This is a genomic window from Enteractinococcus coprophilus (assembly GCF_006716305.1).
Taxonomy (GTDB): domain Bacteria; phylum Actinomycetota; class Actinomycetes; order Actinomycetales; family Micrococcaceae; genus Yaniella; species Yaniella coprophila.
In genome coordinates, this window is record NZ_VFOU01000002.1 from 204,716 (window position 1) to 225,596 (window position 20,881).

A 20,881-nucleotide genomic window follows, 5' to 3' on the forward strand; every position below is an offset into this window, starting at 1 on the left:
GCGTGTTCTTAGCAAATGCGTCTGGAAACGCGTCCTTAGAGATCTCACGTTGTTAGCTCGACGTTAGCCATTTCTCGAAACCCTCGTGTGCGGGACGGATTTCCAAGACCATCCTGACCGGCTCCTGCACGGGACCCCACGAATGAACCATGCGCGGCGGTACCGAAACTTCGTCACCGGGCCCCAGACGAACGCTCCGATCGTCAGCACTTCCTACAAAAGTTCCATCCAAGACCTTGATGCTTTCGGAGTATTGCGTGTGATAATGCGGAGACACCAGGCGAAGCCTCACCATAACCAAGAAGGTATTCTCCGTTGGTTTCCTGGCTGGTTCGTAGCCAAGTTAAAGCGCCACTTGTCTGTCTATCGCCGTAGATGGGTCGGCCGAGGCGCATCTCATCGATCTGTTCAACGGTCCATTTCATGGCTGTCGCTCCCAGCTGTTGAGAATCGGGGAGTGGGCAGAACCGAGGTATCCTCACGGTTCCGGTAACTCAATTTTCCTCCCCGCCGTCTTCCTGAGTCAATCAACACCAGCTGGATCACCAGGCACTCGGGATATCGCTGAGATACGGGGTGGACTAGGATTGAGGCAATCCGAAGCACACCGTCACCAGGACTGTCCATTCCATAATGCGTATGTCTTTGGTAGAACCGATCGGAAGGTCATGGGTGGCAGCGACGAAGCAAATGACCGGCAACGACCCCACGGGGAGGGCCCGGTACACCATGCCAGGACAGGTCGCGACACTACGCTAGCGCCCGAGAAGCGACTTCGTCGTTGGATGCTTGCTGACACAGCGGTTCCACATGGTCGTCATGCCGGCCCACACGGTCGAGCGGAACATCATGAGCGCGCCCATTGGCTGCGAGTTATGTGCCTGACTGGCCTGGACTACTTTTCGACGCTGGGGTACCAACCAGCCATCGCGGCACTTGCTGCTGGGGTGATTGCCCCTGCTGCAACCATTGTGCTGGTCCTTGTGACGTTGGCGGGCGCTTTACCCGTCTATCGAAGAGTCGCCCAAGAAAGCCCGCACGGTACCGGCTCGATTGCGATGCTAGCAAAGCTACTACCACGCTGGACCGGCAAGTTTGCGGTCTTGATCCTGTTGGGATTTGTGGTGACCGATTTCGTTATCACCATGACGTTATCTGCCTCTGACGCCACCGCACACCTGAGTGAAAACCCCATTACTGCACCGATGGTGAGTGGTCGTGAAGTCGTCACTACGCTAGTGCTCCTGGCCGGACTAGCGCTCATTTTCCTGTGGGGCTTCCGAGAAGCCATCCGGGTAGCTACCGTGTTGGTCATCGCGTTTCTGACCGTTAACTTGATCGTGATCATCGTGGCGATGACGCACATGTTCCAACAGCCAGTGCTGATTGACAACTGGTGGACGGTGCTGACTACCCAACACGGGGACCCGTTGTTTGTAGTCGCGATTGCACTGCTCGTCTTTCCCAAGCTCGCACTGGGGCTTTCTGGGTTCGAAACCGGTGTGGTCGTCATGCCACAAATCCGTGGCGATCCCACCGACACTGAAGCCCACCCGACCGGGCGCATCCGGCATACCAAGCAACTGTTGACCACTTCTGCACTGATCATGAGCGGGTTTTTGATTACATCGTCTCTTACCACCGTCGTGCTCATCCCGGCAGCCGCATTTGAAGAAGGCGGACCAGCCAATGGTCGTGCACTGGCGTATCTGGCCCACGAATATTTAGGGCCCGAATTCGGCACGGTATATGACGTCATTATGGTGGCGATTCTATGGTTTGCCGGTGCCTCGGCCATGGCCGGGTTGCTCAACCTGGTGCCCCGCTATCTACCGCACTACGGGATGGCCCCGGCCTGGACCCAACGAAACCGGCCCCTGGTGTTCGTGTTTGTCGCCATCACTTTTATCATCACCATCATCTTCCAGGCCGACGTCGATGCCCAGGGTGGGGCCTATGCCACCGGGGTGCTGGTGCTGATCACCTCGGCTGCAATCGCCGTCACGCTCGCGGCCCGGCACAAAGGGCAACGTGGGGCCACGATCGGATACGGCGTCATTGCGGTCATCTTTACCTATACAACCGTCGCCAATATCATTGAACGCCCCGACGGTATCAAAATTGCCGGCAGCTTCATTATGGCGATCCTGGTGGTCAGCCTCATTTCACGGGCGCTGCGCTCCACTGAACTCCGGGCCACCTCGATCCACTTCGATGCGGCCGCCCAGCGGATGCTCGCCGACCACGCCGACGGCGTCATTCGCCTGATCGCCCATAACCCCCGTCATTTAGCTGCTCAGCGCTACCGCGATAACCTGCGCAAAGCGCAACTAGCACACGATCTCCGGCAGGACGGCGTGTTGTTTATCGAGGTCGTCGTGGCCGATAGTTCGGAGTTTGAGACCGATGTGATCGTACACGGCGTGCAGCGCTATGGTCATCAGGTCCTGGTGGCCGAGGGGACCACGGTCGCCAACACGATTGCCGCGGTCGCTTTGCATCTGCGCGATGCGCTGGGGTGTGAAACGCACGTGTATTTCCAATGGACCGAAGCGACCCCGGTGACCAATATCTTGCGTTATTTGGTTTTCGGAGAGGGCGCGGTCGCCCCGGTCACCAGGGAAGTCTTACGCGAAGCAGAACCTGATGTTCACCGCCGTCCGATCGTGCATGTCGCCTGAGGGCAAAACCTTGCCGGAGCTGATTTCGCGGCTGCGAATATGTTGTAGGATGGTTGCGATCGCGCAGTGATCCGACCATCATCGGGGAGCGCTTCGGAAGAACGGCACACGCTTAGTAGAACCGAACGGGATCAGCCCGATACAGCTGCAATAAGCGATCTTGGAGTTACCAAGATAAGCAGGGTGGTACCGCGTCGTGAGGCGTCCTTGCAAGTATGTACACGTGACACAACGAACGTCGATGCAAGGAAGGTAACTGTGTACCCTCTGGCAAGTTCCCATGCGCAATGGGTTCAAAACGGTTCCACACCGTCCACCCCAAATCTGCCCGCCATTGAAGAGCTCATCCTAAAATACTGGGGCGAAGACGGCACCTTCCTAGCCTCCATTGACAACCGTCCGGCGGAAGTCGACGGCGACAACAACGAGTTCGTGTTCTACGATGGCCCGCCGTTTGCCAACGGTCTGCCACACTACGGCCACCTGCTGACCAGTTACGTCAAAGACCTCGTCGCCCGCTATCAGACCCAGCAGGGTCGTCGCGTTGAGCGGCGCTTCGGTTGGGATACCCATGGCCTGCCGGCCGAATTAGAGGCCATGAAGCAACTCGGCATGACGGACAAGGCCGAAATTGAAGAAATGGGCATCGATAAATTCAACGACGCCTGCCGCGCCTCGGTCCTGGAATACACCGAAGAATGGCGCGAGTACATCAACCGCATGGGGCGCTGGGTCGATTTTGAAAACGACTACAAAACGCTGAACCCATCCTTTATGGAATCGGTCATCTGGGCCTTCAAAACCCTGCATAACCGTGGCCTGACCTACCGTGGTTTCCGTGTTCTACCTTACTGCTGGAATGATGAAACCCCGCTGTCCAACCACGAACTGCGCATGGACGACGACGTCTACAAGATGCGTCAAGACCCATCGGTCACCGTGCAGTTCAAGATCACCGGTATGCCAGCCACACCCGAACTCGTCCCCGAAGGTGGCGTGACCGCCGAGATCGCCGAAGCCCTGACCGGCGTCGGTGTGCTGGCCTGGACGACCACCCCGTGGACCCTGCCAACCAACTTCTCGGTCGCCGCTGGCCCGGACATCGAATACGCCGTCGTGCCGGTCGTGGCCGCCGAAGTCGACACCTTCAGCGCGGACAAGGTCCTGCTGGCAACCGACCGCGTTCGGGCGCACGCCAAGATGCTGGGCTACGACGACGGCGACGCAGCCGTTGCGGCCATCGAAGCCACCTACACCGGCCGTCAACTGGCCGGGCTGGCCTATGAGCCACTGTTTACTTACTTTGTAGACGCCGAAACCTACGGCACCGAAAGCGCCTTCCGGATCCTGGTCGATGACTATGTCTCAACCGAAGACGGTACCGGGCTGGTGCACCAGGCTCCGGCCTATGGTGAAGAAGACCAACGCGTCAACGAAGCCCACGGCATCCCGGTAGTCCTCTCGGTGGATGAGGGCGCCAAATTCCTGCCGCTCTTCGCCGATGAATCCCAGGGCGACGGAGTATTAAAAGACATCGCCGGTGTGCAGGTATTCGAAGCCAACCGCACGATCATTCGTGCCCTGCGTGCCCAGGGCGCGCTGCTGGGCGAACAGTCCTATGAACACTCCTACCCGCACTGCTGGCGCTGCCGCACCCCACTGATCTACCGGGCGATCACCTCCTGGTATGTCAAAGTCACCGACTTCAAAGATGACATGTTGCGCCACAACGAGGACATCAACTGGATCCCGGGCAACGTCAAACACGGCCAGTTTGGCAAATGGCTAGAAAACGCCCGCGACTGGTCGATCTCGCGCAACCGCTACTGGGGCTCACCCATCCCGGTGTGGGAATCCGATGACCCGAACTACCCGCGCATCGAGGTCTACGGGTCATTAGCTGAAATCGAAGAGGCCTTCGGTCAGTTGCCCCGCAATGCCGAGGGTGAAGTCGACCTACACCGCCCATGGATCGATGAGCTAGTGCGGCCAAACCCGGACGACCCAACCGGTAAATCAATGATGCGCCGCGTCGAAGACGTCCTCGACGTCTGGTTCGACTCCGGCTCCATGCCGTATGCCCAGGTCCACTACCCGATGAACAATAAGGACTGGTTCGACACCCACAACCCGGCCGACTTCATCGTCGAATACATCGGTCAAACCCGCGGCTGGTTCTACACCATGCACGTGCTAGGCACCGCACTCTTTGATCGTCCGGCGTTCAAAAACGTCATCTCCCACGGTATTGTCCTGGGCTCCGACGGCAATAAGATGTCCAAATCACTGCAGAACTACCCGGACGTCAACGAGGTCTTAGACCGCGACGGCTCCGATGCGATGCGCTGGTTCTTGATGGCCTCGCCCATCCTGCGCGGCGGCAACCTGATTGTCACCGAAGAGGGCATCCGCGAAGCCGCCCGCCAGGCCATCCTGCCGGCCTGGAATGTCTGGCACTTCTTTAGCTTGTATGCCAACTCGGCCACCGACGGCGGCAAACGCCCCGAAGGCTACCAGGCTTCCTTCCGCTATGAGTCCACCGATCCACTTGACCAGTACATCCTGGCCGCCACCGGCACCATGCTGCGCGACGTGAAAGCTTCACTGGATGACTACAATGTCTCTGGAGCCACCGAAGCCATCCGCGGCTACATGGAAACCATGACCAACTGGTACATCCGCCGGTCGCGGCAACGCTTCTTCGCCGAAGACACCCAGGCACTGGACACCCTGTACACCGTGTTGGAAGCCTTCGTTCGCGCCGCCGCTCCGCTGATGCCCATGGTTGCCGAGGAAATCTGGCGTGGCATGACCGGCGGCCGTTCGGTCCATCTGACTGACTACCCGGATGCCGACCTGTTCCCATCGGGCGCCGAAGCAGAACAGCTCCAGGACACCATGGAACTGGTCCGCACGATCGCCTCGTCGGCCTCCTCCCTGCGCAAGGGCGCCAACCGTCGGGTGCGCTTGCCACTGTCTGAGCTGACCGTCGTCGTGCCGGATATCCAGCGCTTCACCCAGGATTTCACTGACATCCTGGCCGATGAACTCAACCTGAAAAACATCAAACTCGTGGATGTTGCCAACACCTCAGCCGAGGACTTCGGTATCTCCCAGCAGCTGGTTGTCGACGCTCGCGAAGCCGGTCCACGCCTTGGCCGCGACGTCCAGACCGTCATCAAGGCCTCCAAATCTGATGATTGGAAAGTCGAAGACGACGGCACCGTCGTCGCCGGCGGCATTGCCCTGGAACCCAATGAATACACCCTGTCCACGGTGGTCGAAGAAGACCTCGACAACCCAGAATCAGCAGTCGCTGTTATTCCAGCCGGCTTCGTCATCCTCAACACCGCAGTTGATGAAACTCTGGCCGCAGAAGGTGCCGCACGCGACGTCATCCGTGCCGTCCAATCGGCCCGCCGCGACGCAGACCTGGATGTCTCGGACCGGATTCACACCGTGATTACCGGACCCGACGCCGTCATCAGTGCCATCAGCGCACACGAGGGCCTCATCAGCAATGAAACGCTGTCGCTCAAGGTCGCTTTCGAAGCCACTGACGCTACCGACCCCCGCGAATCGTTCGCCGATGACGCCACCAAATCCGTGGAAGTCACCGTGCAGAAAGTCGACGCCTAATGTTTGAAACCGCAGAACAGGTCTATGTACACCTGTTATCGCGGGCTCCCGAAAACAAAATGGAGCCCCGCATGCAACCGATGTTCGACATCATGGCCCTGCTGGGCGACCCTCAGCACAGTGCCCCCGTGATCCATTTGACCGGTACCAACGGCAAGACGACAACGGCACGCATCATCGAACAAGTTTTGATCGCCCACGGGCTGCGCACCGGGCGCTACACCTCGCCGCACCTGGTCAAGGTTACCGAGCGCATCACCTTAGATGGTGAGCCCGTCGATGACGCCACCTTTGTCCGGGTGTTCAATGAGATCGCCCCGCTGCTCGACATTGTGGATGCCAAACTCGAAGCAGCAGGTGAACAGAAACTCACCTACTTTGAAACCGTGACCGCCCTGGGTTATGCGATCTTCGCCGATGCCCCGGTAGATGTCATGGTGGTAGAAGTGGGCTTAGGAGGGATCACTGATGCCACCAACGTGGCCGACGCCCAGGTCTCGGTGGTCACACCGATCTCGGTCGACCACGCCGACCTGCTCGGCGATACACCTGGTGCCATCGCGGTCGAGAAATCCGGAATCATTAAAGACAACGGCTATCTGATCTCGGCGGCTCAAGACCCCGAAGCCGCCCAGGTGCTGCTGGAAGCGGCCCGTGCCAAACACGTGAACTTCAAATTCGAAAACATCGAGTTCGGCGTCACGCATCGCTCGGTGGCCGTAGGCGGCCAACAGGTTTCCATCAAAGGTCTCGCCGCTGATTACAACGATCTCTTCCTCCCACTGCACGGTGCCCACCAGGTCCAAAACCTTGCGGTTGCCATCGCAGCACTGGAAGCGTTCTTGGGAGCCGGTGAACAACCGTTGAATCGCGACATCCTGCAAGACGGACTGTCGATGGTCACCAGCCCGGGACGTCTAGAACTGCTGCGCACCAACCCGTCACTGGTCATTGATGCCGCCCACAACCCGCAGGGGATTGAAGCCACCGCCGCCACCATGCGCGAAACCTTCAACTTCTCCTCCCTGGGCCTGGTCGTTGGCATTTTGGATGACAAGGATACCCTGGGCATCCTCACCGCACTCTTTGACCACTTCGGGGACGACGTGGAACACGTGGCGATCACCAAATCCAATTCCCCGCGAGCCATCGGCGCCGAAGAATTGACCGAAATCGCCCTGGACGCCGGGTGGGACGAAGACCAGCTATTCACCACCGACTCGGTGGTGGATGCCATCGCCTGGACCGTGCAAGGCGTGCGAGATATTGAAGCCCGAGTTCAGGAAGCCGGACGGACGCTGACCGCCGGGACCGGGGGAGCGGGCGTTTTGGTCACCGGGTCGATCACTTTGGTCGGGCAGGTCCGCGGACTGCTGGGCCCCGATGCCACGACGACCGATGCCAGTGTCGAAGTCGAAGGCCACGATGACTTCAGCGACTTCTTCGCACAAGATGACCAAGAGGAGGACGACGATGAGTCCTGAAGAACAACCCGGCCGTGAGTCCTGGCGGCCAGAACGCGAAACCCGGGCACAACGCGCCTGGCAACCCGGGCAACAGAAAACCCAGCGCTCGATCTTTGTGCTCTTCGCCTCGACCGTGCTGCTGGGGGAAGCCTTTGTCATCGCCTTCTTCGGGTTGATGCTTTATGGTCTGAACCAAGACAACGGTGGCCTATGGATGCTGCTAGGCAGCCTCGTGTTGGCGATCATTACCGGGGTGACGGCACGGTTTGTGAAAAAACCAGCCGGTATCGCCGTCGGCTGGATTATCCAGGGATTGCTGGTTGCCTCCGGTTTTTTCGAATCCTTCGGCTTTTTCATCGGAATAGCGTTCGCCCTGGCCTGGTGGTATGCGATAACCAAGGGCAAACAGATCGATGCTGAAAATGCTCAACGAGCCAAAGAACAAGAAGCCTGGGAACAGGAACACGGTACGGAAGCCGACACCGATTAGGTATGATCGTGAGGGGTAACGCAACCGCGAGACCTTCAAGCATCTGATGAAGAGGTAGTTTTATGAGCCAGCCTGAACGCACACTTGTTCTCGTCAAGCCCGACGGCGTGGAACGTGGACTCACCGGTGAGATCTTGGCGCGTATCGAGCGTAAGGGATACCAAATCACCGAGCTACTCATGCTCAATGCCACCCCTCAGATGCTGGCTGAACACTACGAGGAACACCAGGGCAAAGACTTCTTTGAACCACTGGTCAACTTCATGGCTTCCGGACCTATTGTCGCGGCCATCTTCGAAGGCGACCGCGTGATCGAAGGCATCCGCCAGCTGGCTGGTATTTCCGATCCAACCCTGGCCGACGCCGGAACGATTCGCGGCGATTTTGGACGCGACTGGGGCGAAAGCGTACAAAAGAACCTCATCCACGCCTCCGACTCGACCCTGTCAGCAGAGCGCGAGATCGACCTCTGGTTCGGCTAAGCTCAAGACTTTAAGCATCAATGGCACCGGTTTTTCCGGTGCCATTGGCGTTTGAGCAGTCACTTCCTAAAGGCCGCGTATCGGGGTGACCACCGGATCACGGGCGAGCAGCGCCTGGATCGAGCCGGCTTCTACAATATCGGCCAGTAAGAATTCGGTGGGGCGCATCAGCGCAATCTTTTTGACTTCTGCCCCGTGCAGGATTGACTCGATACTGTGCCAATCGGCCGCAGTGGCCTCGGTTGTGATGTTTTCTGGCATCACTTCGTCCCCAGGGGTAGCCAAATAGAAGAACGTATCAAACCGTTTGGGATAGCCCACCGGAGTGATCAGATTCGCCCACGGCCGCATGATCTCAGGTTTCAGTTGCACCCCGGTTTCTTCTTCCACTTCGCGTAGGCCGGTACGCAGCATCATCGAAGAGTTTTTGACGGCCTGGCCCGGAATCGATGAACCCAGTGACGTCCGCTGCCAGCCTCGGGCGTGCTGGGTCAGGATCGGCTGGGTGTCGATACCAAATTCAAAATCAGCGTCCTCGGCATCGGTGCGGCCACCGGGAAATACGACGGCACCGGCGGCAAAGTCCATCGTCGTAGCACGGTGTTGAACATATACTTCAAGCTCTTGGTCCACCTGCCGCACCATGATAACTGAGGCGGCCTGTCGTGCTGCCACATAGGGGTGGGTGAGCTCGGGGCGGGGCATGGCATTGAATTTTTGAGCGTCCAATTACACGGTCCTAAAACATTGCTTCGCCAAAACGCAGCAGGATTGATCCACCGATCACAAGGTATAACACAATGATCGTCGGCCAGGTGGCCGTTGTGATGATCATCTTCGTTCGTGGTGTGACTTTGATCAAATCCTGTGACACATTACGCGCAAAGATGAGCACCGCAGCCGGGATGGTCACCGCCCATACCACCATGCAATAGATGCACAGCGTGTTGATGACATACACCGCCTGGGTCCACAGCCACAAACAAAAGATCATGGCAAGTCCCAGTCCGATGCATAGGGCGTGCCACCACCAATTCACAAACCGTGCCCCACCGATAATCGCCATCGCAATCGTGATGACAATCGTAAACCCGATGATGCCGATGAACTGATTGGAAAACCCAAATAAACTGGCCTGCCAGGATTGCATGACCTTCCCACAGGAGACCCAGACGCTGAAGTCACACGAGGTGACATAGTCGGGATTCATCCACAGTTGAACGCGTTCATAGGTCAACACCAAGGTGGCAATCAGCCCGATGATACCGCTGACTAACAGCACCATCGCAGAACCAAAACTGGACGCGTACCAGGGTTGTTCTTCGGTGTCAGGGGGGAAGTTTACTGCCGTATTCACGCGGCCAAGTATAGGGCCGTCAGCTGAGTGCGAGCACAGAATAACGGGTTTTGGCCAAAAGTATGTCACAATGGTGGAGACCACATCGTGCACGCACACTCGGTGGGTCCTGCGGAAGCTTTATGGCTTACGGTTGCGACGGTTGATTCCATTGTGACACTAAAGATGTTGAATCCCTCGACGTAAGCTCCTGAAGTTTTTGAATTGTCTTGTATGCTTCTGCTGGCTCCGGCAACGACCGGTTCATTCTAGGCTTTTTCGTAGTGCGTACTAGCCACCAAGGCGGACGCACAATCGGATTTGGCCTACCCGTGGTGAGTGCGGACCGCGGTTAGGTCCGGGAGGCGCAGCATGCCAGCTGCCGATAAAACTCAAGAACTCAATGAATACACGCAACCATCGCCTGTCGCGGGCACACCACTGCCCGATGATCCCACCGGGTTGTTATTTCAAGCTCCGGACTACTCAAAGGTCCCGGTTCGGCGCAAGAAACCCGAAAGCCAAGAACCTCAAGAGGAACGGTCACGGGATGATCGGCAACACAACACGAAACGCGACAACAAGCGTGGCGACAACCGTCAACAACGCAACCGCAAACAGCGCGACAACACAGGCGACGCCGATCATGACAGTGAAGACGACACTCGCGATGATGACAAGCGCACCTCGCGCGGCAAACGCGACAGTGAGCGCAGCCGGGCGGCAGATGATGACCAACCGGTATCCCATCGTCGTCGCCGTCGACGCCGCGGCAACATTGATTTAGAAATGGACGGCGGGGGAGAAGGCGATCCGGAAGATACCGTCACTCGGGTGCGCGCCCCACGCCAAGCCTCAACCTCCGGGCCCGATGAGGTCACCTCACTGCGCGGCTCCACCCGCCTGGAAGCCAAACGCCAACGCCGCCGTTCAACGCGTCGCGGCCGCCAACGCAACACCGTCATCTCAGAAGCTGAGTTCCTGGCACGCCGCGAATCGGTCGAACGCAAAATGCTGGTTCGCCAACACGACACCCGCATCCAGATCGCGGTGTTAGAAGACGGCATTTTTGCCGAGCACTTTGTTTCGAACACTCAGCAGGATTCGCTCATTGGCAACGTGTACCTCGGTAAGGTACAAAACGTGCTGCCCTCGATGGAAGCCGCCTTCGTGGATATCGGTCGTGGCCGCAACGCGGTGCTATATGCCGGTGAGGTCAACTGGGACACCGCGCAGTTAGACGGCAAAGCCAAGAAAATTGAAAACGCCCTGAAATCGGGTGACTCGGTCTTAGTTCAGGTGACCAAAGACCCGGTCGGTCACAAGGGTGCACGCCTGACCGCACAGATTTCCCTGCCGGGCCGCTACCTGGTGTATGTGCCCGGTGGTTCGATGACCGGTATTTCGCGCAAGTTGCCCGATACCGAGCGTAACCGTCTCAAAGCGATCCTGAAAGAAAACCTGCCGGATAAGACCGGTGTTATCGTGCGGACCGCTGCCGAAGGGATCTCGGAAGAAGAATTACTCAACGATATTAACCGCTTGCGGAAGCAGTGGGAAGAAATTGAAGCCCAGTCGAAATCGACGAAGGTCTTAGCTCCGGAACTGTTGCACTCCGAACCGGATCTCACGATCAAAGTGGTTCGCGACGTCTTCAATGAAGACTTCACCAAGATGCTGGTCGAAGGCGAAGAGGTCTGGGACAAAATCCAGGCCTACGTCACCTACGTGGCGCCAGACCTGACTGATCGTTTAGAGCAATGGGATCCCAAAGCCTTCAACGGTGCTGATCTGTTTGGGCACTACCGCATCGATGAGCAACTGCAAAAGGCACTGGACCGGAAGGTCAACCTGCCCTCTGGTGGATCATTAGTCTTTGACCGGACCGAAGCCATGACCGTGGTGGACGTCAACACCGGGAAATTCACCGGTTCCGGGGGCAACCTGGAAGAAACGGTGACCAAGAATAACTTGGAAGCTGCCGAAGAGATTGTGCGTCAGCTGCGGTTGCGCGATATCGGCGGCATTATTGTCGTGGACTTCATCGACATGGTCTTGGAATCCAACCGCGACCTCGTGGTGCGTCGTTTAGTCGAATGTCTCGGTCGGGATCGTTCCCGCCACCAGGTTGCAGAAGTCACATCGCTTGGTCTAGTCCAGATGACCCGGAAACGCATGGGTACCGGATTGGTCGAAGTGTTCTCACACACCTGTGAGCACTGTGACGGTCGCGGCATTGTCGTACACGATGAACCCGTCGAACGCGGAAAACCCTATGAGTCGTCGGCATCGCATCGTCGCCGCGGGGGAGAAGCCGGTACACGGCGTAGCCGTCGTCGCCAGCCGAAAGACCAGCAGGCCGACGAGCAGCAGGACCAACAGCTTGAAAACGGGCACGGGGAAAAGGCCGAGCAGACTCGTCATGCCATGGCCTCGGTTGCTGCCGCCACGACCAAAACCAACGGTGACAGCAAGAAAGGTACCGCTGACACCCGGTCCGACGATGCCCAAGAGACCTCCAACGGGTCCGGTCGTCGTCGCAGAGGCGAACGCGGACGCACGAACCGCCGTGCCGACGAGAGCTCACGCGACGATCAGCGTGCTGAACAGCAAGACGCCGACAAATCCGCACAGCAACAGCAGTCGGCAGCCGAGCAGTCGGTGGCAGCAGATGAAGGGCAACGTAGCTCGCGAACATCGCGCAAGCGCCGTCGTGCCGTTGCCCCGCAAGGATCCGCCGGACAGGCCAGCACCCGCAGCGAGCAAGACGTCAAACAGGCCGTGCAGCAGCACCAGCCCGAGACGAAGGCCCCAGCCCAGCAGGCGGCCCAGCCGAAGGCTGAGACTCGTGACAACGTCACCCCGAGCCAACCAGCATCGAAGAAGCGTCGCCGTGCGGCAACCTCAGGCACCGGGGCAACAAAGATTCAGCAGGCCACCGATGCGCCAGAGCCGCAAGGCAAGACGTTTGCGGCCAGTATCGAAGATCAGCCTCGCAAAGCTGAGAAACCTGTGAAGTCATCAGCAATCTTGGGGGTCGGGGTGCCAGCCGAAGAAATTTCTTCGCCGGGCACGTCACGCTGATGATCAATTTGGTTCACGAGCCGAAAAACGCTAGACTACCTGTTTGGTGCTGTGAAACCTGGCAGTTGGTGTCCCATATCGGCAACTTGTCTCGTGAGCCAAGACCCTCAGGTGTTTAAACAGCTGATAAAATTTTTGATTAACGTCGAGAGAAGTGAGTCCACATGGCATACGCGATTGTACGCGCTGGCGGACGCCAGGAAAAAGTTTCTGAAGGAGACCTGGTGGTCCTTGACCGTCAGGCAGCAGAAGTCGGCAGCTCCATTGAACTGCCAGCCCTCATGCTGGTCGATGGTGACAAGATCACCTCGGATAAAAGCGATCTGGAAAACGTCAAAGTTGCCGCCGAAGTGCTCGAGCACATGCGCGGTAAGAAAATTGTCATCCAGAAATACAAGAACAAGACCGGTTACAAGAAACGCCAGGGTCACCGTCAGGACCAGACCCGCGTGAAGATCACCGAAATCAAGTAAACTCGTTTCGGAAGAACTCGTAAAGGATTTAACTCATGGCAACAAAAAAAGGTGCTAGTTCCACACGTAACGGTCGTGACTCAAACCCACAGTATCTTGGGGTAAAACGTTTCGGTGGCCAGGTCGTCAACGCCGGTGAAATTCTCGTTCGCCAGCGTGGTACCAAATACCACCCAGGTCGCAACGTTGGTGTTGGCAAAGACCACACCCTGTTCGCACTCGAAGGTGGTGCCGTGGAATTCGGTAGCCGCCGCGGTCGCAAAGTTGTGAACATCGTCCCGGCTGAAGCCTAAGACGCAAACCGCTTATTAACGCTCCAGCGGGGGCGGACCGTCCCTGGTCCGCCCCCGCTTTGAGTTTTCACCACAACATTGCCCGGAGGAACCCAAATGTCACAATTTATTGATCATGTGACCGTGCACGCCACCGCAGGAAACGGTGGACACGGGGAGACCTCCGTGCGCCGTGAAAAATTCAAACCCCTCGGCGGACCCGACGGCGGCAACGGTGGACACGGTGGCAACGTGATACTGGTTGCCGACCCAGATGTGACCACCCTGTTGGACTACCACCACCAGCCGCACCGCAAAGCCACCAACGGTGAACCCGGACGTGGCGACTTACAACACGGCAAAAACGGTGAGAGCCTCTACCTGCCCGTTCCCGTGGGCACCGTCATTAAAGACACCGACGGCAACATCCTGCACGATATGGTCACCCCGGGCGAAGAAGTCGTGATCGCCCACGGCGGGACCGGGGGAGCCGGTAACGCCTCGCTCGCCTCGCCAAAACGCAAAGCCCCGGGCTTCTCACTGCTGGGAATTCCCGGCGAAGAACGCAGTGTCGTGCTGGAGCTCAAGACTGTCGCTGATATTGCCCTGGTCGGATTCCCATCGGCCGGCAAGTCCTCCCTGATTGCCGCGATCTCCGCGGCGCGCCCAAAGATCGCCGACTATCCATTTACCACCCTGGTCCCGAACCTTGGGGTAGTCGATGCCGGGGGTATCCGCTACACCGTGGCCGATGTGCCAGGACTAATCCCGGGTGCCTCGCAAGGCAAGGGACTGGGCCTGGAATTCTTACGCCACGTCGAACGTACCCATGCCCTGGTGCACGTGCTAGATGCCGGCACGCTGGAATCAGATCGCGACCCGATCTCCGACTATGAGGCATTAGAAAAAGAATTAGCCGCCTATGCGGTGGAGCCGATCTTGACCGAGGCCGGCGAACAGCTGATCCCCCTCACCGAGCGGCCACAACTGGTGGCCATCAACAAGGTCGATCTGCCCGATGGGCAGGCGATGGCCGATATGACCCGTGCCGAACTGGAATCCCGGGGACTGCGGGTTATCGAAATCTCTGCGGTCAGTCGCAAAGGTCTTGATGAGCTGAAATACGCGATGGCAGAACTGGTGACCCAAGCGCGTGAACAGCTCGCTCAAGCTGCTGCAGCCCAAGAAGCCGCGCCGCAGACCATTACGATCGAGCCGGCCCGGCGTCGTCGCGGTGGCCGTCCAAGAGAGTTTAGCCTCACCGAAGAAGAACGCGGTCTGAAGCCTCTGTTTCGGATCCGGGGCGATAAACCCGAGCGCTGGGTCGCCCAGACGAACTTTAATAACGACGAAGCCGTGGGCTATTTGGCCGACCGGCTCGAGCGACTCGGCATCGAAAGGGCCCTGTTTGAAGCCGGTGCCCGCCCCGGGGACGCGGTGGTCATTGGCGATGATGAGTCCGGAGTGGTCTTTGACTGGGAGCCCACCATGACCACGGGTGCTGAACACCTGTCTGGCCCGCGCGGCGTCGATCCGCGGTTAGAAGACCGTCAACGTCCGACCCGTGAAGAAAAACGCCAAGACTATGCCGAGCGGAAAGCAGCTCGTGCCGCAACTCGCGCCCAAATGGAAGCAGAACGACGTTCCGGGTTGTGGACCGACTACGAATCCGACAACGACTAAACCAAGAAAGCACCACGTGTCCACCCCCAACCTGTCTACTCCTAATCCGGTTCTTGATCGCACGAAACTGCGCGACGCCCGGCGCATCGTCGTCAAAATTGGGTCTTCCTCGCTGACCAATGGCCAAGGCGGCGTCTCAGTGGAAGCCATCGATGCCCTCACGCGTGTGGTGGGTCAGTTATATCACGGCGGGACACAGGTGGTGTTAGTCTCCTCGGGTGCCATTGCCGCCGGTTTCCGGCCGTTAGGCTTAGATAAGCGACCCAAAGACTTAGCCACCCAGCAGGCCGCAGCCGCCGTGGGCCAGAGCCGGTTGATGGCCCAGTACACCGAATCGTTTTGGAAGCACTCGATTAGTGTGGCCCAGGTGTTATTGACCGCCGAAGACCTCATGCGTCGTACTCAGTACAACAACGCATTTCGGTCGCTGAACCGGCTGTTGAACCTCGGCGTGCTACCGGTGGTCAATGAAAATGACGCGGTCGCCACCCATGAGATTCGCTTCGGTGACAACGACCGACTGGCCGCCCTGGTCGCCGCCGTCACCAAAGCCGATGTGCTATTCATGCTCTCGGATGTGGACGCGCTGTATGACGGCCCGCCCACCCAGCCCGGGGCGCGACGAATCGCCAATGTTTCGGCAGAAGCCAACCTCGCCCACATTTCGGTGGGTGACTCCGGGTCTTCGGTCGGCACCGGTGGGATGATCACGAAACTCCAGGCCGCCTCCATTGCCACCGATGCCGGGATTCCAACGTTTTTGACCTCGGCCGAAAACGCGCAGGCCGCCATTGACGGCGAGGACGTCGGCACCTGGTTTGCATCCCGGGGGGAACGGAAGTCGGCGCGCAACGCGTGGTTAGAACACATGGCGATCTCGCGCGGCAGCATCATGATCGATGACGGCGCGGTCGAAGCCATCACCGTGCGTCGGCGTTCCCTACTACCGGCAGGACTCATTGGGGTCGCCGGTACCTTTGAGGCCGGCGACGTCGTAGAAATTACCAACGGTCAGGGCACCGTGGTGGCCCGCGGACTGACGAACTACTCAGTGACCGAACTGCCCGCCATGGTCGGCAAATCCACCCAGCAACTGCGCGACGAACTGGGCCCTGAATACGACCGCGTGGTCGTGCACACCGATGACACGGTCATCGTGAAGCAGACAACACTGACGAGTTAGCACAAGGACTACAATCAAGGCATGACCGCTCAATTAGATTCCGTGACCCAACAGATCGCCGAGATCACTCAGGCTGGTCGCACAGCACAAAAAGCGCTAGCCGGAGCCTCACGCGCCGATAAAGATGCCGCCTTGCACGCCATGGCCGCTGCCATCGATGCCAACCGCGCGAAAATTTTAGAAGCCAATGCCACCGATTTGCAACGCGGCAAGGCTGAGAATATCGCCGAGTCGCTGTTGGACCGGCTAGCACTGACCGACGAACGGATCGACGGACTGGTCTCTGCCCTCGGGGAGCTGGCCGCGCTGGCCGACCCGATCGGCAATGTGGTGCGAGGCAATAACCTGCCCAACGGCATCCGTTTACAGCAGGTTCGCGTGCCCCTGGGCGTGGTCGGTGCGATCTATGAAGCTCGTCCGAATGTGACCGTGGATATCGCCGGTATCGGCATCAAATCCGGCAACGCCGTCATCCTTCGCGGTGGCTCCGCTGCCGAAACCACCAACGGCGTTACGATCTCGATTCTGCGCGCGGCTCTTGAAGAGCGTGGATTGCCCGCGGATCTGATTCAGGGCATTGATGAGCTGAGCCGTGAGGGCGCCAATGCGTTGATGACCTACCGCGGGGGAGTCGATGTGTTAATTCCACGAGGCGGCCCAGGCTTGATCCGTGCGGTCGTAGAAAATGCGGCCGTGCCAGTGATTGAAACCGGAGCCGGCGTGGGACACGTTTTCGTGGATGCCTCGGCCGATCCGAAAAAAGCCGTGGATATCGTCTTCAACTCGAAGACTCACCGCCCATCGGTTTGTAACGCCGCCGAGACCGTGCTCATCCACAAGGACGCCCAAGAGACCGGGGTTCAAGTGCTGACCGCTTTGCAAGAAGCCGGTGTCACGCTGCACGTGGACCCGACCGCCGCGACTTGGGTCACCGACACGGTGACCGCGACCGAAGACGACTGGTCAACAGAGTGGCTGGACATGGTCATGTCGGTCAAAATCGTCGAGGATATCGATGAGGCACTGGCCCATGTGGAAACCTATACGACCGGCCACACCGAAGTCATTGTGACAGAAAACCTGTCCAATGCTGATCGCTACATCGCCCAAGTCGATGCGGCTGTGGTGATGGTCAACGCCTCGTCCCGGTTTACCGATGGCGGACAGTTCGGGTTGGGAGCAGAAATCGGCATCTCGACACAAAAATTGCATGCTCGCGGACCGATGGGATTAGAAGAACTGACCTCCACGAAGTGGATTCTTCGTGGTGATGGTCAAATCCGACACTAACCGGCGACACCGTGACCATTTGGCACCAAAAATTCGGTAAGCTCATCTACGAGCAACCTCGACACCTACAGGAGTATGAACCCATGGAACAGTTCCTCGCAGCAGCAGAACATGCTGTCGTTAACGAACTACCCGTTGACCCAATTGTTTACGGTATTGCGATCTTTGCCGCGCTGATGTTCTTGCTGCTGGCTATCTTGTCGATCCGTTCGGTTGCGCTGCGCCCCGATGCCCCTGCTTCGACCGACGTCGCACAGCCAACCCAGGGCTCCACGGCCGCAAAGCGCTAAACACCTGACAGTGACGCAAACTCCGCACATGCCGCCCGCCCGCCGGACCCGATTGGGCATTATGGGTGGTACATTCGACCCCATTCACCACGGCCACCTAGTGGCAGCCAGTGAAGCGGCAGCAGAGTTTGATCTCGACGAAGTAGTGTTCGTCCCCACCGGCCAACCATGGCAAAAATCAGACCGGGAAGTGTCCCCAGCAGAACACCGCTATTTGATGACCGTGATTGCCACGGCAGCAAATCCGCGGTTTTCTGTCTCCCGGGTAGACATCGACCGGCCTGGGCAGACCTACACCGCAGATACCCTGGATGATATCCAAGAGTTGCGTCCAGATGCGGATCTGTTCTTTATTACCGGGGCCGACGCCATGGAACAGATCATGACGTGGAAAAACGTCGAACATCTCTGGGGAAAAGCCCACTTTGTGGGGGTCTCGCGGCCCGGTCACGAGCTGACCGACTTTGGTTTGTCCGAGGAGGTCTCGCTGATGCAGATCCCGGCGATGGCGATCTCTTCGACCGACTGCCGTGAACGCGTGGCCCAAGGCAAACCAGTGTGGTACCTGGTCCCCGACGGGGTGGTGCAATACATCGGAAAGTATGGTCTGTATCTGGATCATAGTGGCAACATGCAACGACCAACAGTAGAACGTCACACGACCGTTTCTTTGAACAATCGACCGGAGGAAGCCGATGAGTGAATCTTATCCTTCCCGCCGTGAGCTGCGCTTGCAGCGCGAACGCGAAGCACGCGCCAAACTACGTGATGAAGAAGCCCAGCGCTGGGCCTCTGAAATAGCGCAACGGGGTGCAGGCGCATCTCCCGATGAGCCCTCGCAACCTGACGAAGACCAGCCCACAGATGTCGAAGAGACTGGGCGACTGGGTCGACGAGCTTCTGCGAGCCCGATAGATACGCCCGCTGAGGGGCAAGAAGACGCGACCGCTGCTCCCCAGGGTGCGCGGCGTCGCCGTCGTGCCGATTCCGAGGTCACCTCGACCGGCATGATTCCGATCATCAGCAAACCTCGAGATGACCAGGAGGCTGATCGGCCACTTTCGCGTCGCCAAAAGCGCGAACTCGAAGCCCGTCGCGCAGCAGAACGGCGTGCCGAAGCCGCTCGATTACACCGCGAGCAGGAGCAAGCAGCGCAGGCTAGACCAGCGCGCCGTGTCACTGCCCCACAGACCACCCCGATCGCAGTACCGCTCATAACCGAGGCGCCGGTATCAGCGGAGCCTGCACCGGCTGAGACCGAAAGCGCCCCCGCCGACGACGTCGATGTGACCCTGGGGGAGTCGTTCACTGAATCGGCCGCAGAGATCACCGACATGTCGGGGTTGGACACCATCGAGATTCGACGAGCAGAGCTGCGCGCCGAAACCGAACGATTGACCCAAGAAATTTTGGAAATGGGACAAGCCAATCCCAACGTCATCGACCCGGTCATGCTGCGACGACAAAAAGAGCTCGCCGAGAAATCGCAAGAGCTGCAGAATCTTGAGACCGCAGCCATTGCGATCGTGGAGGAAACCGAAGAGGCCGCTACAAAGGCTGACGGTGCAGCACTCCAAGACTCTGCATCAGATGCTGCCGAGCAAACCGAACTGGTCATCACCGACATCGGTGCCCGGCAGGACAACGTCCCAGAGGACGATACTCAGCCTGTCGAATCCGACTCGTCGTCCCCAACAGCCGATGCTGACACTGTAGAGACCGACGAGGCCACCGCAGAAGAGACGCCTGCTGAGCCGCCTGCTGCGGCAAATGAACCTGCGCAACCGATCGTGGATGCACAAAAACCATCTCGACGACGTACCCGGCGTGCACAGTCTCCACCGATGATCTCCGGTCCATTTGATGTGGACCACAATGCGGCAGATAAGCCCGCACCGGTACCATCTCCTGCTTTATTGGAGGAGCTGCAGCGCCCCGCAAAGCCCTCCTCAGGAGAACCGGTGGACGCGACCTACGCCCATGGCCTGGATTCTGTGGATGCAAAGGATTTTGAAGCTCCAGAACGACGGATGTTTCTGTCATCAGTCATTGTCTTTGCCATCGGCATCATCGCCTTGATCACAGCCATCATTTTGCTGATTCGCTAAACTGAGAAGGAGTTTCGTGGCAGTACCCGAACCAACCCTGGATGCCTTGCACATCGCGGCACAAGCAGCAGCAACTCGACAGGCTGAAAATATCTCAGCGGTAGACGTTGCTGACCGACTCGGCATCACCGATGCGTTTTTCTTTGCATCCGCGCCAACAGAGCGTCAGGTGAAATCTATTATCGATGAGATCGAAGACCAGCTGCGCGAACAGCTGGAACTGAAGCCCCTGCGTCGCGAAGGTGAAACTGAAAGTCGCTGGGTACTGTTAGATTATGGACACTTCGTCGTCCATGTCCAGCATGACGAAGAGCGCGAAAACTATGCGCTCGATCGTCTTTGGTCCGATGCCCCACAGATCGACCTGCCAGAAACTGACTAACCAAGACTTCTGACATGAGATA

Annotated in this window: 18 protein-coding genes; 15 read left to right on the plus strand and 3 right to left on the minus strand. The window is 58.4% G+C overall.

The genetic code is table 11. The features are described 5' to 3' along the window. Window positions 1-52: 52 nt before the first annotated feature. A complete protein-coding gene (locus FB556_RS13865; RefSeq protein ID WP_141865697.1) occupies window positions 53-295 on the minus strand; it encodes a cupin domain-containing protein in 243 nt (80 codons plus the stop codon). A gap of 490 nt (window positions 296-785) precedes the next feature. Here FB556_RS13865 and FB556_RS05740 point away from each other — a divergent pair, with 490 nt between their 5' ends. The 5 genes from FB556_RS05740 to ndk all read left to right on the plus strand — a co-directional run bounded on the left by FB556_RS05740 (window position 786) and on the right by ndk (window position 8,758). Beyond that, window positions 786-2,681, plus strand: a complete 1,896-nt coding sequence (locus tag FB556_RS05740) for an APC family permease (RefSeq protein WP_379984992.1) — start codon at window positions 786-788, stop codon at window positions 2,679-2,681. 258 nt (window positions 2,682-2,939) lie between these two features. Continuing rightward, the gene (gene ileS / locus FB556_RS05745) at window positions 2,940-6,320 is read left to right on the plus strand and encodes an isoleucine--tRNA ligase (RefSeq protein ID WP_141865699.1); all 3,381 of its coding nucleotides are present in this window, start codon (window positions 2,940-2,942) and stop codon (window positions 6,318-6,320) included. Beyond that, window positions 6,320-7,804: a bifunctional folylpolyglutamate synthase/dihydrofolate synthase gene (locus tag FB556_RS05750; RefSeq protein WP_141865701.1), complete on the plus strand. Its 1,485-nt coding sequence runs from the start codon at window positions 6,320-6,322 to the stop codon at window positions 7,802-7,804. The genes ileS and FB556_RS05750 overlap by 1 nt, the downstream gene beginning before the upstream one ends. Continuing rightward, window positions 7,794-8,276: a DUF4233 domain-containing protein gene (locus tag FB556_RS05755; RefSeq protein WP_246057238.1), complete on the plus strand. Its 483-nt coding sequence runs from the start codon at window positions 7,794-7,796 to the stop codon at window positions 8,274-8,276. The genes FB556_RS05750 and FB556_RS05755 overlap by 11 nt, the downstream gene beginning before the upstream one ends. A gap of 62 nt (window positions 8,277-8,338) precedes the next feature. Continuing rightward, window positions 8,339-8,758: a nucleoside-diphosphate kinase gene (gene ndk, locus FB556_RS05760; RefSeq protein WP_141865705.1), complete on the plus strand. Its 420-nt coding sequence runs from the start codon at window positions 8,339-8,341 to the stop codon at window positions 8,756-8,758. A 66-nt stretch (window positions 8,759-8,824) separates the two neighbouring features. On the opposite strand, the gene FB556_RS05765 is transcribed toward ndk, so the two are convergent. After that, window positions 8,825-9,487 (minus strand): NUDIX hydrolase, encoded by a 663-nt coding sequence (locus FB556_RS05765; protein WP_141865707.1) that lies wholly within the window; start codon window positions 9,485-9,487, stop codon window positions 8,825-8,827. 10 nt (window positions 9,488-9,497) lie between these two features. Further along, a complete protein-coding gene (locus FB556_RS05770; RefSeq protein WP_141865708.1) occupies window positions 9,498-10,115 on the minus strand; it encodes a vitamin K epoxide reductase family protein in 618 nt (205 codons plus the stop codon). A 351-nt stretch (window positions 10,116-10,466) separates the two neighbouring features. On the opposite strand from FB556_RS05770, the gene FB556_RS05775 reads away from it, so the two are divergent. The 10 genes from FB556_RS05775 to rsfS all read left to right on the plus strand — a co-directional run bounded on the left by FB556_RS05775 (window position 10,467) and on the right by rsfS (window position 20,859). Beyond that, window positions 10,467-13,178, plus strand: a complete 2,712-nt coding sequence (locus FB556_RS05775) for an Rne/Rng family ribonuclease (protein WP_141865710.1) — start codon at window positions 10,467-10,469, stop codon at window positions 13,176-13,178. A gap of 164 nt (window positions 13,179-13,342) precedes the next feature. Beyond that, window positions 13,343-13,651 (plus strand): 50S ribosomal protein L21, encoded by a 309-nt coding sequence (gene rplU, locus FB556_RS05780; RefSeq protein WP_141865712.1) that lies wholly within the window; start codon window positions 13,343-13,345, stop codon window positions 13,649-13,651. A gap of 35 nt (window positions 13,652-13,686) precedes the next feature. After that, window positions 13,687-13,944 carry a 50S ribosomal protein L27 gene (rpmA, locus tag FB556_RS05785; protein ID WP_141865714.1) on the plus strand — a complete coding sequence of 86 codons (258 nt, stop codon included), beginning with the start codon at window positions 13,687-13,689 and terminating at the stop codon, window positions 13,942-13,944. Between the two features lie 96 nt (window positions 13,945-14,040). Further along, a complete protein-coding gene (gene obgE / locus FB556_RS05790; RefSeq protein WP_141865716.1) occupies window positions 14,041-15,606 on the plus strand; it encodes a GTPase ObgE in 1,566 nt (521 codons plus the stop codon). A gap of 16 nt (window positions 15,607-15,622) precedes the next feature. After that, entirely contained in the window at window positions 15,623-16,789 is a 1,167-nt protein-coding gene (gene proB, locus FB556_RS05795) for a glutamate 5-kinase (RefSeq protein WP_246057239.1), read from the plus strand. Between the two features lie 21 nt (window positions 16,790-16,810). Then, the gene (locus tag FB556_RS05800) at window positions 16,811-18,079 is read left to right on the plus strand and encodes a glutamate-5-semialdehyde dehydrogenase (RefSeq protein ID WP_141865720.1); all 1,269 of its coding nucleotides are present in this window, start codon (window positions 16,811-16,813) and stop codon (window positions 18,077-18,079) included. Between the two features lie 11 nt (window positions 18,080-18,090). Beyond that, on the plus strand, window positions 18,091-18,369 hold the full coding sequence (locus FB556_RS05805; RefSeq protein ID WP_141865722.1) for a hypothetical protein: 279 nt from the start codon (window positions 18,091-18,093) through the stop codon (window positions 18,367-18,369). A 28-nt stretch (window positions 18,370-18,397) separates the two neighbouring features. Continuing rightward, window positions 18,398-19,072, plus strand: coding sequence for a nicotinate-nucleotide adenylyltransferase (nadD, locus tag FB556_RS05810; RefSeq protein WP_211344009.1), 675 nt, complete (start codon window positions 18,398-18,400; stop codon window positions 19,070-19,072). After that, on the plus strand, window positions 19,065-20,477 hold the full coding sequence (locus FB556_RS05815; RefSeq protein ID WP_141865724.1) for a hypothetical protein: 1,413 nt from the start codon (window positions 19,065-19,067) through the stop codon (window positions 20,475-20,477). Before nadD ends, FB556_RS05815 begins: the two co-directional genes overlap by 8 nt. Before the next feature lie 16 nt (window positions 20,478-20,493). After that, window positions 20,494-20,859: a ribosome silencing factor gene (gene rsfS, locus FB556_RS05820; protein WP_141865726.1), complete on the plus strand. Its 366-nt coding sequence runs from the start codon at window positions 20,494-20,496 to the stop codon at window positions 20,857-20,859. Window positions 20,860-20,881 lie beyond the last annotated feature (22 nt).